The 13306-nt window shown below is 50.5% G+C and carries 13 protein-coding genes; 10 read left to right on the forward strand and 3 right to left on the reverse strand.

The features are described from left to right. Positions 1 to 10: 10 nt before the first annotated feature. The 3 genes from NFR28_RS02925 to NFR28_RS02935 all read right to left on the reverse strand — a co-directional run bounded on the left by NFR28_RS02925 (position 11) and on the right by NFR28_RS02935 (position 3755). Positions 11 to 793, reverse strand: a complete 783-nt coding sequence (locus NFR28_RS02925) for a sulfite exporter TauE/SafE family protein (RefSeq protein WP_251178330.1) — start codon at positions 791 to 793, stop codon at positions 11 to 13. Positions 794 to 883: 90 nt separating this feature from the next. After that, positions 884 to 1417: an adenine phosphoribosyltransferase gene (locus NFR28_RS02930; protein WP_251178331.1), complete on the reverse strand. Its 534-nt coding sequence runs from the start codon at positions 1415 to 1417 to the stop codon at positions 884 to 886. A gap of 79 nt (positions 1418 to 1496) precedes the next feature. Beyond that, positions 1497 to 3755 carry a TIGR04190 family B12-binding domain/radical SAM domain protein gene (locus tag NFR28_RS02935; protein ID WP_251178332.1) on the reverse strand — a complete coding sequence of 753 codons (2259 nt, stop codon included), beginning with the start codon at positions 3753 to 3755 and terminating at the stop codon, positions 1497 to 1499. Positions 3756 to 3894: 139 nt separating this feature from the next. On the opposite strand from NFR28_RS02935, the gene NFR28_RS02940 reads away from it, so the two are divergent. From NFR28_RS02940 to NFR28_RS02985, 10 genes are all read left to right on the forward strand, one after another. Beyond that, positions 3895 to 5250 (forward strand): amidohydrolase family protein, encoded by a 1356-nt coding sequence (locus NFR28_RS02940; RefSeq protein ID WP_251178333.1) that lies wholly within the window; start codon positions 3895 to 3897, stop codon positions 5248 to 5250. 15 nt (positions 5251 to 5265) lie between these two features. After that, complete coding sequence (locus NFR28_RS02945) at positions 5266 to 5469, forward strand: CASC3 protein CASC3 (RefSeq protein ID WP_251178334.1); 204 nt, start codon at positions 5266 to 5268, stop codon at positions 5467 to 5469. A 143-nt stretch (positions 5470 to 5612) separates the two neighbouring features. Continuing rightward, positions 5613 to 6545 carry a Sec-independent protein translocase subunit TatA/TatB gene (locus NFR28_RS02950; RefSeq protein WP_251178335.1) on the forward strand — a complete coding sequence of 311 codons (933 nt, stop codon included), beginning with the start codon at positions 5613 to 5615 and terminating at the stop codon, positions 6543 to 6545. Positions 6546 to 6548: 3 nt separating this feature from the next. Continuing rightward, the gene (tatC, locus tag NFR28_RS02955; RefSeq protein ID WP_251178336.1) at positions 6549 to 7382 is read left to right on the forward strand and encodes a twin-arginine translocase subunit TatC; all 834 of its coding nucleotides are present in this window, start codon (positions 6549 to 6551) and stop codon (positions 7380 to 7382) included. Positions 7383 to 7466: 84 nt separating this feature from the next. Continuing rightward, the gene (gene hypA, locus NFR28_RS02960) at positions 7467 to 7877 is read left to right on the forward strand and encodes a hydrogenase maturation nickel metallochaperone HypA (RefSeq protein ID WP_251178337.1); all 411 of its coding nucleotides are present in this window, start codon (positions 7467 to 7469) and stop codon (positions 7875 to 7877) included. Between the two features lie 44 nt (positions 7878 to 7921). Then, the gene (gene hypB, locus NFR28_RS02965; RefSeq protein WP_251178338.1) at positions 7922 to 8578 is read left to right on the forward strand and encodes a hydrogenase nickel incorporation protein HypB; all 657 of its coding nucleotides are present in this window, start codon (positions 7922 to 7924) and stop codon (positions 8576 to 8578) included. 14 nt (positions 8579 to 8592) lie between these two features. Then, positions 8593 to 9420, forward strand: coding sequence for an NAD(+) synthase (gene nadE, locus NFR28_RS02970; protein ID WP_251178339.1), 828 nt, complete (start codon positions 8593 to 8595; stop codon positions 9418 to 9420). A gap of 13 nt (positions 9421 to 9433) precedes the next feature. After that, positions 9434 to 10966, forward strand: a complete 1533-nt coding sequence (locus NFR28_RS02975; RefSeq protein ID WP_251178340.1) for an FAD-dependent oxidoreductase — start codon at positions 9434 to 9436, stop codon at positions 10964 to 10966. Between the two features lie 78 nt (positions 10967 to 11044). Beyond that, complete coding sequence (locus NFR28_RS02980) at positions 11045 to 12409, forward strand: sensor histidine kinase (protein ID WP_251178341.1); 1365 nt, start codon at positions 11045 to 11047, stop codon at positions 12407 to 12409. Beyond that, the gene (locus tag NFR28_RS02985; RefSeq protein WP_251178342.1) at positions 12402 to 13094 is read left to right on the forward strand and encodes a response regulator transcription factor; all 693 of its coding nucleotides are present in this window, start codon (positions 12402 to 12404) and stop codon (positions 13092 to 13094) included. The genes NFR28_RS02980 and NFR28_RS02985 overlap by 8 nt, the downstream gene beginning before the upstream one ends. Positions 13095 to 13306: the final 212 nt, after the last annotated feature.

A 13306-nucleotide genomic window follows, 5' to 3' on the forward strand; every position in this document is an offset into this window, starting at 1 on the left:
AAGAGGACCGCTAATATAACCCGAGTACTTTGAGCAGCATAAGGACAAGCGCAATAACCAGCGCTGGGCGCATAATTTTTGCACCGAAATCAATAACGAGCCCCGCACCAATCCAAGAACCCACAATGTTGCAGACACCTGCGGCAAGTCCCACTAAAACGAGTACATTCCCGCTCGCGATAAAGACGATAAGTGCCGTGAGATTGGTAGTGAAGTTGATGGCTTTTGCCTGCGCACTTGCCATGCGTACTTCCAAGTGTGCAAAAGCCGTGAACGCGATAATGAGAAACGTACCTGTACCAGGACCATAAAAGCCGTCGTAGCATCCAATAATGGCAGCAAAAACGCAAACAATAAGGTAGGTCTTGTGCGTGAGCTGGACATCTTGGGCGCTTTCATGTGAAGAGCGCCCCTGAGAATTGGTGAAGGTCTTTTTATTCAGGGCAAAAAATGCGGCGAAAGGCAAAATGGCGAATATGAGATACGAAAGCACGCTTTCATTGCAGACAAGCGAAAGATTTGAGCCTATCAGCGAACCAATAATTGCCGAAAGAATTGAAGGAAGTGCTAGTTTGTAATTAAGGTAGCCTCCTCTGATAAAACGGACATTGGCGGCTGCCATTCCCATGACTGCCTGAAGCTTGTTGGTGCCAATGGCCAGATGAGGGGGAAGTCCGGCAATCATAAAAGCAGGCAATGAGATCAAGCCGCCGCTTCCTGCGGAGGCATTCAGGATGCCAGCAAGAAAGCAGAGCGGACAGGCAATAGCAAATGTGATCCAGGAGATTTCCATGAAGGTTGGTGCGAAAGATTTGGTAGTGCGGGTTTGGGTGAAAGCGTGGACGTGAGAAGACTCGTAACCCGCAGTTCAAACGCTTATCGCTTAAGCCTCTACGTTAACGAGCGAAAACACTTCGGCATTCGTGACCTCGGCAAGCTTTGCGCGAGGTGACAAAAAGCCAAGCTCAAGGAAGAAGCCAAGTCCAGCCAGTTCGGCGCCAGTATCTTCTACAAGCTTTACCAGCGCGCGAACCGTGCCGCCCGTAGCAATTAGGTCGTCAACAATCAAAACGCGATCTTCAGCACACAGCGCGTCTTGGTGAATCTCAAGTGCATCATGACCATATTCCAGCTCATAATCCGCACGAAACGTCTCACGCGGGAGTTTGCCGTGCTTGCGAGCAGGGACAAAACCTGCGCCCAACTGATATGCCACCGGGGCGCCAATGATGAAACCGCGCGCCTCAGCGCCAATAACTTTCGTTATGCCAAGATCGGCAAAATGAGTAGCAATGCCATCTATGACCTGCGCAAATGCTTCAGGATTAGCAATAACCGGAGTAATGTCTTTGAAGACAACGCCTTCAGTTGGATAATCGGGGATGTCTACAATGAGTTCCTCGTAGAGCGCGGTCATGGTCATCCTTTCATGTTCTTGCATGGTGCACAGATCATGCTATCACGATATGCTGCAACATGCGCTTTCGCCATTTTGGCTAATTCTTACGATCGCGAAGTTTATCCAGCTTGCGAGCGTCGCGTGCACCTGCTCGTCCACCCGCACCTTTGAGGCCGCCCGCATCACGCACGCGAGGGTGTGCGTGCGTACTTTCTGCGCTTGCCTGAGCTTCGGCGCGTTCTTGCTCCTCAGCAATCATTTGCGCAAGCAGTGGATCAGGTTCCACGGTGCGAAGCTGTTCTTCACGGATAGCTGCAACTCCCGCCTCAACAGCAGTGCCAGCGCGACCTGCTTCAAGGTGAGCAATGGAGGCATCGAAGGCGTTGTTGGTGTTTGTAGCCGAGAAACCTGGCGCCACCACGCTGCCAAATGCTGCTACTTGAACACCCTGTTCATCGGCAACTGCGCGACCGTCGCTCATGCCGTCTGCCTTAGTACCACGAGCACTTGTGTTGGGCGTGCCATCCGCGTTAAAGGCGGGCGAAAGTTCGCCATTAGTTTGATCGGGATAGTCAAAGTCACTTGCAGCGCTTCGCCATTTCCCACCAAGGCGTGAGGCAAAATTGGCGGGTTCGTTCGTAATCCAGAGTTTGGCTAAATGCGCAACGTGGGTAGGTTTAACGTCGAAAGCCCAGTTCAATTCTGACTTTTCAGCAACTGTGCTCTCTGAGAGTCGTTCAAACTCTTCTTTGAGCTGGGCAAGCCGCTTATCAATGCGACCTGTGCCGTTGTAGAGCACGTCATCCAAACGGTTCATTTGCTCGCGTGCTTGACGAATGCGTGCATCCACTCCTGCGGCCATTCCCGCGTCCAAAATGCCGTGTTCACCTTTAATGCGGTTGATGTCCAGCGCCGCATCATAAGTTGCATCCACCATTTCATCTGCTGACATGTACACGCTCTCATAGTTCATGATGTGTTTCCATGACGGCAAAATCATGCGCTTGCGATGCTCTTCAAATGTTCGCGCGCGCAATTTGTAGCCAAATTGCTCTGGATTATCAAATGCAATGGAGCCAACATCCAGAAATGGCGCCATGGGCGAGGTCATTACTACAAGACGCGGATCGTAGTTCACGCGTTCGTAGAGATGTTGCACATAGGCGCCCGTCTCACGCACGCTTGCAGCGGTTTGCTTGGGGATGCCTGTCATAAAGTAGAGGTCGAACCGCTCACAGTTAGGGTGCGAAAGCGCATCAACAATAGTTTCTTCCAGCTCGGCCATGGTGTAGTGACCTTTACCAAACGCCGCGCGAACATCATCATCATGGCTTTCGGCAGAAATCTCAATTGACCAGCTATCAAGGTTTTCATCCAAAAGCGAATAAAAATCGTCGCCGCCGGGGGGTGGTCCGAAAAACTCAAATCCAATGGGATTGCGAACCTTGTCTTTAAGTCCCGTAATAAATTTGTGTGTGTATGCCTCTCCCGCTTGCAAGAAATCATTCAATACAAAAATGGGACCCCAGACATGATTTTGCACATTTTGAATATCGCGAATCAAAAGAGACGGATCGCGCCACGCCACGCGTCTGCGTCCGAAGTGATTGCGAAACGCATAAGCACTTCCACCGCATGTTGCGCAATTGCGCGCACACCCGCGACATGACAACCCCGCAGTAACAGGGTATGACAGCCAACCTTTCATAGGAAGGTAGCTGGTCATATCATGGTGGCGAAGCACGCCTTTCATGGGATAGGCGTAGTCCATAGAGATGGCATTCATGTCATCGGGAACCCATGAGAGAGGGTTGATATGGATAGCACCTGAGGCGTCTTTCCAAGTCAAATTTGGAATATCTGATAAGTCGCCCACGGCAGTGTGCGTACGCTCTGCGCGCGCAACGCGCTCAATGAGCATGCGCATGGGTTCTTCGGTTGAGTCTCCGCGAAAGACATAATCAATGCAGTCATATTTGATAAGGTCTTCGTGAAAGATTGACGAAGATAAACCGCCAAACGAGATGGGGGTGTGTGGGTGAAGACGCTTGAGAATCTTCGTCACTTCAATGGATCCATGGCAGTGCGGCATCCAGTGCAAGTCAATTCCAAACATGCGTGAATCAAGTTTTGCCAGATTAGCCTCTACGTCGAAATTCTTTTTATGCAGCATCATGGATGCAAGGTTGTAGATGCGTGCGCGCAATCCGTGACGTTCCAGATATTCGCAAAGCGTAGTGAGTCCAAGCGGATACATCTCAAAAATGGGCGTTGAGGGCACCATGTCTGAAACAGGGCCGTACATAATAGAGCGCTCGCGAAAATCATAAGTTGCGGGCGCATGAATGTATGTCATATCTAGTGATTCCATGGCGGTTAGTATAACGCGTTTATTGTTGACAATGACCGATTAGCGCTTAGCGCTCATAAAAAAGCAGTATCGTGCATGTTAGTATGTTCGTTTAACGATTCCCGATGAGATAGGCGGAACAAATATGCTGCTCACCGCGCAATATATTCTTCCCATCACGTCTGAACCATTTCAGAATGGCGCAATTTTGGTGCGCGATGGTTTAATTCGCGACATTGGCCCTGTTGAGAGCCTTAAACTTCGCTATCCTGACGAAGAGGTTAAAGATTTTGGCAGTGCCGCAATTATGCCCGGTTTGGTCGACCTGCACACTCATTTGGAGAATGCGGTAATTCGTGGCATTGTGCACGATGTGCCTTATACGACATGGATTATGTCGCTGGTAGAAACGAGCAACAAACTTGATGTTGCCGATTGGTACGATTCGGCAATTCTTGGCGGTCTTGAAGCGCTTTCAAGTGGTATCACCTGTGTTGCTGATATTACCGCAACGGGTGCAGCTTCAACGGCAACGCAAAAGTTGGGTTTGCGCAGCGTGATTTATCGCGAGGTAGGCGCTATGGATAAGCGCCGCGTTGATTATGCAATGCGGCTGGCCGAAAATGACATCTTGCACTGGCGCGAAGAGGTTGATCCTGAGCGCGTGACTATAGGTATTGCACCTGCTGCTATGTATGCTTGCCATCCGTCGGTGTTTGGTCGTGTCACTGAACTGGCTAATCGAGAGCATCTTCCGGTGGCAATGCATATGGCGGGAAATCGCGAAGAATTCAACTTTATTAAGTATGGTTCTTCGCCATTTGCGGTTCATGTTATGGATGACAAACGCGGATATGTTGAGGTGCCACCTTGGCTGCCAACGGGAACTACTCCTGTTCGCTATGCACTTAACTGGGGCGCGTTTGAAGCTGAAAATGTGTTAGCAATCCATTGTGTGCATGTGGATGAGAAAGACATCCAAAAGCTCAAGAAATATGATGTTGCCGTTGGTGTTTGTCCGCGCATTAATGCACAACTTGGCATGGGGGTTGCTCCTATGAGTGAATTCTTGCGCGCTGGTCTGCGTTTGGGATTAGGCACTGACTCTCCAGCCGCCACGGATTCAACAGACATGTTTGAGGAGATGCGTCTGGGCATGTTGGTTCAGCGTGCAGTTAACACCAGCACCTTTTTGGAATCTGCTACCATGCTTGAAATGGCAACGATGGGTGGCGCGCGTGCGCTCAGGCTTGACGACAAGATCGGTTCGCTTGAAGTGGGCAAATGTGCTGACATCATTGCGGTTGATTTATCAGGCTCTCATCAAACACCCACAACCGATCCGGTGTCTGCAGTGGTTAACACCTGCACTGGTTCAGACGTGCTCATGACTATGGTTGCTGGTGTGCCGCTGTACGAAACGAATAAGTGGAATGTGGGCGTTGAAGTTGCTCGCAGCATTGCTCGAGTTATTGAGATTCGCGGTAAATTGCGCGATTAATCGAGGAAAGAGACCATGGGTACAAACCAGAAAGTAACCGCAAAGCAAAGAGCTGAACGCATCAAGGCTGCTGAGGAGCGCGAAAAGCGCGAAAAGGCGCGTCGTGAGGCAGAAGCGCGCGGGAAGAAAATCTTCACCATTATTGTATGCGTGATATTGGTGCTTGCGTTAGGCATTCCAACTGTTGCTTTGGCGTTTCTTGGTGGCGGTGCGGCATAAAACGTGTTGCCAGTTGCGGTGTTGGCAAATCATGAAAATAGCTTGTTAGATATCATGGCGTTTTTGCCTATGGTATTATGTATCGTTGCCGCGTTGTAACGTGGTGAAATTGTTGTGACAAAATCCGTGCAAAGGGGATTGCCTTGTTTGGTATCGGTGGATTCGAGCTTTTTCTCATTCTGCTGTTCGGGTTTTTGATTTTTGGACCCGATAAGCTGCCAGCTCTTGCAAAAACCCTGGGTAAAGCAATTGGAAAATTCCGTGACGCCCAGGAAGAGATGAATAAAGTAATCAAGACTGAGGTTTACGACCCCAACTCTGATGAACCGTTCAAAAATCCGTTGGATGCGCTTTCAAAGATTGGCGAATCTGACGAAAAGGAAGAGTCAGATAAGAAAAAGGATGACGCTGCCCAGAGCAAAAAGTCGTCAGCGACATCCACCTCATCAGCTTCTCCTGCCAAAAATGAAAGCTTTAGTGAGCGCAAGGCTCGTTACGAAAAAGAACGCGCTGCTAAAAAGGCTGCTGAAGAAGAGGCAGCAAAAGAGGCCGCTAAGCAAGAGCGCGCTGCAAAGGCCGCTGCGGGTGCAGCTGTGAAGCCAGCAGCAAGTGCTGCCGCGAAGCCCGCTGCCGCTGCTAAACCTGCAGCCACCACTGCCAAACCTGCATCGGCCGCGAAGCCTGCAGCTACAACTGCCAAGCCTGCGACCAGCTCTGCTAAACCGGCAGCTGACTCTGCCGCAAAGCCCGATCCGGCGAAGCTTTATGGCACTAAACCGGCAACCACTGCGGTAAAGCCTGCCACCGCCGCTAAGTCTGCAACTGCTAAACCTGCTTCGGATACAAAACCTGCAGCTAAGTCTGCATCAACCACTAAGTCTACTTCGACCGCGAAGCCTGCAGCTAAGTCTGCTTCTAAGGCGCCAGCAAAGAAAGCGGCCCCGAAGACAGATGCTGAAAAAGCCGCTGCTCGTTCAGCTGCAGCAAAAAAAGCTGCTGCAACACGTGCGGCTAACAAGAAGAAAGCAGCTGAAGAAGCTGCCGCAAAAGCCGCTCAAGAAAAGAAAGGGGAATAAGCTATGCCTATCGGACCGGCGCGAATGCCCCTCTTTGACCACCTTGGTGAGCTTCGCATGCGCTTGGTGCGCATCGTAGCTTGTTTAGCCATTGCGGTTGTTATTTTCTATATGGCCACGCCAACGATTGGCCAGTTTTTGCTGCTCCCTATTGCTGAATTTTTACCTACTGACGCTAACGGTTTTGCCTCTTTGCAGGCTATTGATCCGTTTGAGGCGTTTGCAGTGCGCTTCAAGATTTCCATTTGGGCCTCCATTGTGGCTTGCGCACCGGTTATCTTGTGGCAGATTCTTGCATTCTTCTTGCCAGCTTTAAAGCCCAACGAGCGCAAGTGGTTTATCCCCACGTTTGCAGCTGCGGTTGCTTTGTTTATTTTCGGCACCGTATTCTGCTATGCCATCATCTTAAACCCCGCATTCCAGTGGCTTACTGATCAGGCGCTAGGTTTGGGCTATGTGGCTCCACGTATGTCGTCGTATGTGGATATCATTATCAAGTTTGAAATATGCTTCGGCTTTGCTTTTGAGTTGCCGCTTGTAATCTTTTATCTGGTTATCTTTGACGTTGTGCCTTATAAGAAGTTACGCAATAGTTGGCGTACGGTATATGTTGTGCTCATGGTTGTTTCGGCTATGGCAACACCTGATGCTTCGCCGGTTACCATGCTGCTCATGTTTGCAGCTATGGTTGCACTGTATGAGGGCAGTTTGCTGATTGCGCGTGTGGTTTTAGCGAAGCGCATTAAGAAGCAAAATGCTCAGATTGCACAAGAAGAGGCTGATGAGGCTGCCGAGGCTAAAGCAGCGGCTAAGAAAAAAGCGCTCAAGAAGAAATAGGCGAACGCTTTCGGAAGTTTTTTGAGAGCCCGCGTCTGCGCGGGCTCTTTCGTATAACAAGTGCTCGGAGGCGTGAGGAGTGCCATGCACGAATTAGGAATTATGACCGGCGTTATGGATGCGGTCGAAAAATCAGCACGAGAAGCCGGTGCCACTCAGGTGCTTGAAGTAACACTTTCGGTAGGCGAGATGACCGAAGCCATTGAGGATGCTTTGCAGTTTGCATTTGAGGTATTAAGCGAAGGCTCTGATCTGAGCAAAGGTGCAAAGCTCACCATCAATATGATTCCACCAAAAAGTAAATGTTTAGAATGTGGCGCAATCTATACTCATGATCGGTTTCATATGCTTTGTCCAGAATGCGGCAGTTTTGCTACGCAACTTTTAGAAGGACGAGAGCTTCAAATTGACTCCATTGAGGTTGATCTTCCCGATAAAGGTACAGAGAACACCGAAGAGAGTGCTTCTCTGGGCGCATCATCTGATCGTGCGTAATAATCACATCAAGCAAACTCTGCAAGGTATCTAAGGAGTAAATCGTGGCACATATTGACTTAAAGCAACCCATTTTAGATAAAAATGATCAATTAGCAGCTGAACTTCGCCAGCGTTTTGCTGATAACCACGTCTTTGTGGTTGATCTTCTGGCAAGCCCCGGATCAGGTAAAACTTCAACAATTTTGGCAACTATTGATGCGTTGCGCGACGAGTTTAACATTGCCGTTATTGAGGGCGACATTGCCAGCAGCGTAGACGCAGAGCGCATCAAGGCGCAAGGGACACCTGCTGTACAGATCAACACAGGAGGTGCGTGTCATTTGGAAAGCGCTATGCTCAAGCGCGCAATTGACATGCTTGATCTGGAACGCCTTGATCTTATCATTATTGAAAACGTTGGCAATTTGGTATGTCCAACCGACTTCGATTTGGGCGAAAATATGAAGGTAATGATCTTGTCGGTTCCTGAAGGAGACGACAAGCCACTGAAGTACCCTGGCGTATTTCAAGCAGCTGAGGCGGTCATTTTGAACAAAGTTGATACGTTGCCGGTGTTCAACTTTGACGAAGAAGCCTTCACGAGCTCGGTTAATCAACTGAACCCGCAGGCACCCATCTTCCGCATTGCTGCCACGAAAGAGCAAGGCGTACACGAATGGGCAGAGTGGTTGGCTGACAAGATTCGCGCGGTGCAATAGTAAGGAGTTACCACATGGATGCTGAACAGCGTTACGAACTGTGTGTGACAGAACTGAAGACATTCATGGATTCATGTGGCTTTACTGAGGTTGTCGTTGGTTTGTCAGGTGGTATTGATTCAGCGCTTGCGGCCACGATGGCGGCTGATGCTGTGGGCGCGCAGCGCGTGCACGGTGTGCTACTGCCTGGCCCGTATTCGTCTACGCACTCGGTTGATGACGCGCAAGAACTGGCAAAACGTCTTGGCATGCATACTGAAACGGTATCAATCTGTGAACCGTATGAGGCGTTCGCCCGTGCGCTTGCCACGCCATGTGGTGGTCAGCTTTCGGGGCTTGCTGCACAGAATACGCAAGCACGCTGTCGCATGATTGTATTGATGGCGCTTTCAAACACCTATGGCTGGATGCTTTTAAATACCGGCAATAAAAGTGAGGCTATGATGGGCTACTCAACGCTGTACGGAGATACAGCTGGAGCCTTCGCCGTCTTGGGTGGCCTCTATAAAACAGAGGTATACCAATTGGCTCGGTGGCGAAATGAACACGTGCCAACTTACTCATGTTGTTTGGCTTGTGCGCCCATTCCGCAAAATACCATTGATAAGCCGCCAAGTGCTGAGCTTGCGCCCGATCAATGCGACGAGGCAAGTTTGGGTATTGACTATGATGCTTTGGATCAGATTCTAAAAGCGCATATCGAACGCGGGTTTAACGAGCAAGCGTTGGTGGAGGCTGGATTTGATGCGTCGCAGGTAAACAGTGTATTGCGTCGTGTGCAGGCAAGCGAATTCAAACGTGCGCTTGAACCGCCTTACCCTTCGGCGCGTTTTTATTCATAAGAGGGGAGGCGTTATGGAGCGCAGAGCATTTTTTAAGTTAGTTGGGCTTTCGGCGGCAGCATGCGCAACGCCGACGCTTTTGAGCGGCTGTACGCCTTCTACGGTTGTTGAAGAAGAGACGGATTCAGATGTATCGTCTCAAGAGACTTTTGGTGTTGCTGATCAGCCAGAGGTGTCATTTAACTCAACAACAGATGTGCTTATCATAGGAACAGGTGTCACCGGTTTGTCGTGTGCCTTGCCGCTATTGCAGGCAGGGTATCAGGTGACACTCTGCGAGAAGCAAGATAAGCTTGGCGGAGACAGCTATGAGTCTGATGGCATCATGTATGTGGCTGGAAGCAAAACGCAAGAAAAAGCCGGCATCAAAGCTACAGCTTCTCAACTGTGGGATAAACGCAAAGCCCAGCTTGAACGTGAGAACTATTCCGAGCTTGATTTCGCCCGCAAGCTTTTTGAGGCCAGTGGCGAATGGGCTGATGTGTTAGCGGATGATTGTGCATCGGTGTTTGCCGATCCAAAAACCTATAGCGACGATGGCGTCAATGAAGGAATCTTGCTTCCCAAAAATGGCATTGGAGATATGGTAAGCGTTCTTGGTCCGTTGCGTGATACGTTAACGTCGCTTGGCGCGGTGTTTCAGACGGGTTATACCTGCTGTGCACTCATTAGCAACAATAAAGGAGAGATATGCGGAGCACGGTTTGTTTCCGCAGATCAAGGTGATATTAAGGATATCCGCGCAGCTTATGTAGTCATGGCAACGGGCGGATTTGTCAGCAGCCAGGCTTTGGTGAATGCCTACGCGCCAGATTGGGTGCGTGTTGGATGTTATACCGTGGCAAGTGACGGTCAAGGTCAACTGCTGTGCGAAGGAGTTGGCGGTCAGCTATCGGGTATGGATAATGCTATCGTTTTGACTTCCGATGTGCCCGCTGTTGCAGCATGGGGCCTTTTTGGCCCGACGCTTGATGTAAGCCCGCTCGGAGAACGCATTGCCCCAGAAGACACCATGACGGCATCGGCACGTGCTTGTGTGGTTGCCTACGATGGCTTTTGGTGGACTATTTTTACCAACGCGCTTTCGGAGGGAAGCCAGTCGCGAAGTGTTGCGCAGGTTGTCAGCAGTTATAAAACGCGAACCTATGGGCCATATGATGATCTATCTGCTTTGGCAAGCGGGTGCAATATTCCTTCTGAGCAGCTTGAGAAGACGTTTGAAGCATACGAAAAGATGGTTGATGACAAGAAGGATTCACTTGGCAGAACATCGCAGTGGGTTTCGCTTGAGGCGCCTTATTATGCTTTTAAGCAAATTCCCGTTCGCTGTGTGACGCACGGTGGAGTAGTAACCGATGACACGGGGCAAGTTCAAAATGCTGCTGGTCAAGCAATTGTGGGATTGTATTGCTGTGGGTCAGCGGCCGCTAAAGGAGGCCAGGGCTTGGCGTCAAATGGTGCATTTGGCATGCTGACAGGGCGCGCGTTGGTGGATAAGCTCAATGAGCGCAAGAGTCAAGTTGAAGCCAGCAGTTCAGGAAACTAGTGCAGCTATGGTGTGGGCACTTGGTTCAGCCTACGTGGCTTAAGCTCTGCAAGAGACGACGAAAAGAGATGGCGAGACGTGAATATCGCGAGCATTTTTTACAACAAACGTGAAATGACTGTTCGCGACTGGGCAATTGATGTAACCATTGCAGCAGTAGCTTTTTCGTTTGGCTGCATTCAGCTTATGGTGACAGCCTCGTCAATTGTCGTTCCCGATCTTGCTTTTCGTCAGTACCTTGGCATGGTTAATGTCGTTCCCACGACGGCGGCATTTTTAGCATTAGCGCTGACCTGTGTTCCGTTAATCGTACGCAGGAAAATACCCTGGATTGTCTTTTTGTGGTGCTTTGGAGCCTACCTTGTACTTCAGACGAAAAACGCAGGACTTTCGCTCAGTATAATTGGACCAGCTATAGCACTGTTTACCATTGCTGTTGAGCAGGGGCGCATTCAAACGATCGTGGCAGCTTTTGTTGCGGTAGTGGGCCTTATGTTTGTTGATACACCGTTTGGCTCTCCGAGTCTTATTTTCTTTACCCGATTCCAGAACACGACAATCATGATTGCGGCTGCCATTGCGGGGTATGCCTATAAAACTCACAAAGCCTATGTTCACGAGACCGAAGAACGCGTAAGAGAAGCGGAGCGGACGCGCGAGGAAGAAGCGGCACGTCGAGTAGAGGAAGAGCGCGTGCGTATTGCGCGTGAGGTGCACGACATTACTGCACACTCACTTTCGGCAGTGAGTATTCAAGCCGCAGCAGCTGAGCGTCTGTTGGATAAAAACCCCGAAGCCGCACGTCAGGCGCTTGCAACGGTGCGCTCTACCTCTAAGTCCGCCCTCGAAGACATTCGATCTATGATTGGCGTGCTTCGCCAGGGCGAGGACAATCCTGAGATGATGCCAACAGGTTCAACGGAGCGTCTGCAAGATGTGGTGTCTTTTTTGGAGAGCGCAGGAATTGTCGTTGAGCTTGATACAACGCACTATGATCGCGCGAGCGTGCCGGCGCATGTGGATATGGCGCTGTTTGGTATTTTGCGCGAAGCCGCCACTAATATTGTTCGCCATTCGCACGCTGATTTTGCGCTGATTAAGCTGGCGCAAGATACTTACGGAGCTGGCCTTTTGGTTCGCGATAATGGGCGCGGATATGCAGGACAGGCGCACTATAATCGCGCCGGATTGGCGCTGCCGGTCTCTGCCGATGGTCAAGGTCACGGCATTTCGGGTATGGCGGAGCGCGTTGGCGTGCTTGGTGGCTCGTTTTATGCGGGTGCGCCAGAGGGGCTTGCGCATGCTTCGCATGAACTGCTTCGACTTGCGCAGGATGGTTCTGCACATGGCGAAACGAGATTGGCGTCACCGGGGTTTGTTGTTGCTGTTTTTATTCCCATTCCTGAACAAGCGCGCACAGTAAAGGAGATCACTCATGAGTGAAGCAAGCCCTGATATTCGTGTCCTTATTGCTGATGACCAGGATATTGTGCGCAGCGGTTTTCGTCTGGTGCTGATGAGTTATGACGGAATTGATGTTGTAGGGGAAGCGCGCGATGGCAAAGAGGCGGTTGCGTTGGCACAGCGTCTTCGCCCTGATGTGGTGCTCATGGATATTCGCATGCCGCACGAAAATGGGATTGAAGCCACCCGTGAGATTCGACGAGATCCTGAGTTGGACGCGGTGCATGTGCTTATTTTGACAACGTTTGACCACGATGAATATGTATATGAGGCGCTTGCTGCGGGAGCAAGCGGGTTTTTGTTAAAGGATGCTGACCCCGATGAAATTGTAGCGGCGGTGCGCGTGGTGGCAGCGGGCGATGCCCTCATTGAGCCGTCTATTACGCGCAGGCTAATCGAGAATTTTGTGGCCACGCGACCTAATACGTCGTTTAGTTATCGACGTGGCGAGGGGCTTGAGACTCTTACGGATCGTGAGCGTGAAATCTTGCGTCTGGTTGCCCGAGGTCTTTCAAATGACGAGATCGGTGCTGAGTTATTTATCTCGCCAGCAACAGTCAAAACGCATCTTGCCCGCATTATGGCGAAGGTTGATGCGCATGACAGGGCGCAGCTGGTTATTCGCGCTTATGAAAGCGGTTTGGTTAAAACCGGCGGTCGCTAAAATTGTGAAAGCTGTCTTTTGCCGGACCCGCTTTCGCGTAGATCCGCTTTCGCAAACACAATCCCATCCTGACCCGCTTTCGCAAACACAATCCTACCCCGACCCGCTTTCGCAAACACAACCCCATCCCGACCCGCTTTCGCGCAGATGTGTATCCATGTCGTGTGCACCCGTAAACTCTTGCGTATGATTCCGTGAATTTCCTTGCATTT

The organism is Adlercreutzia agrestimuris, from assembly GCF_943193125.1.
Taxonomy (GTDB): Bacteria; Actinomycetota; Coriobacteriia; order Coriobacteriales; family Eggerthellaceae; genus Xiamenia; species Xiamenia agrestimuris.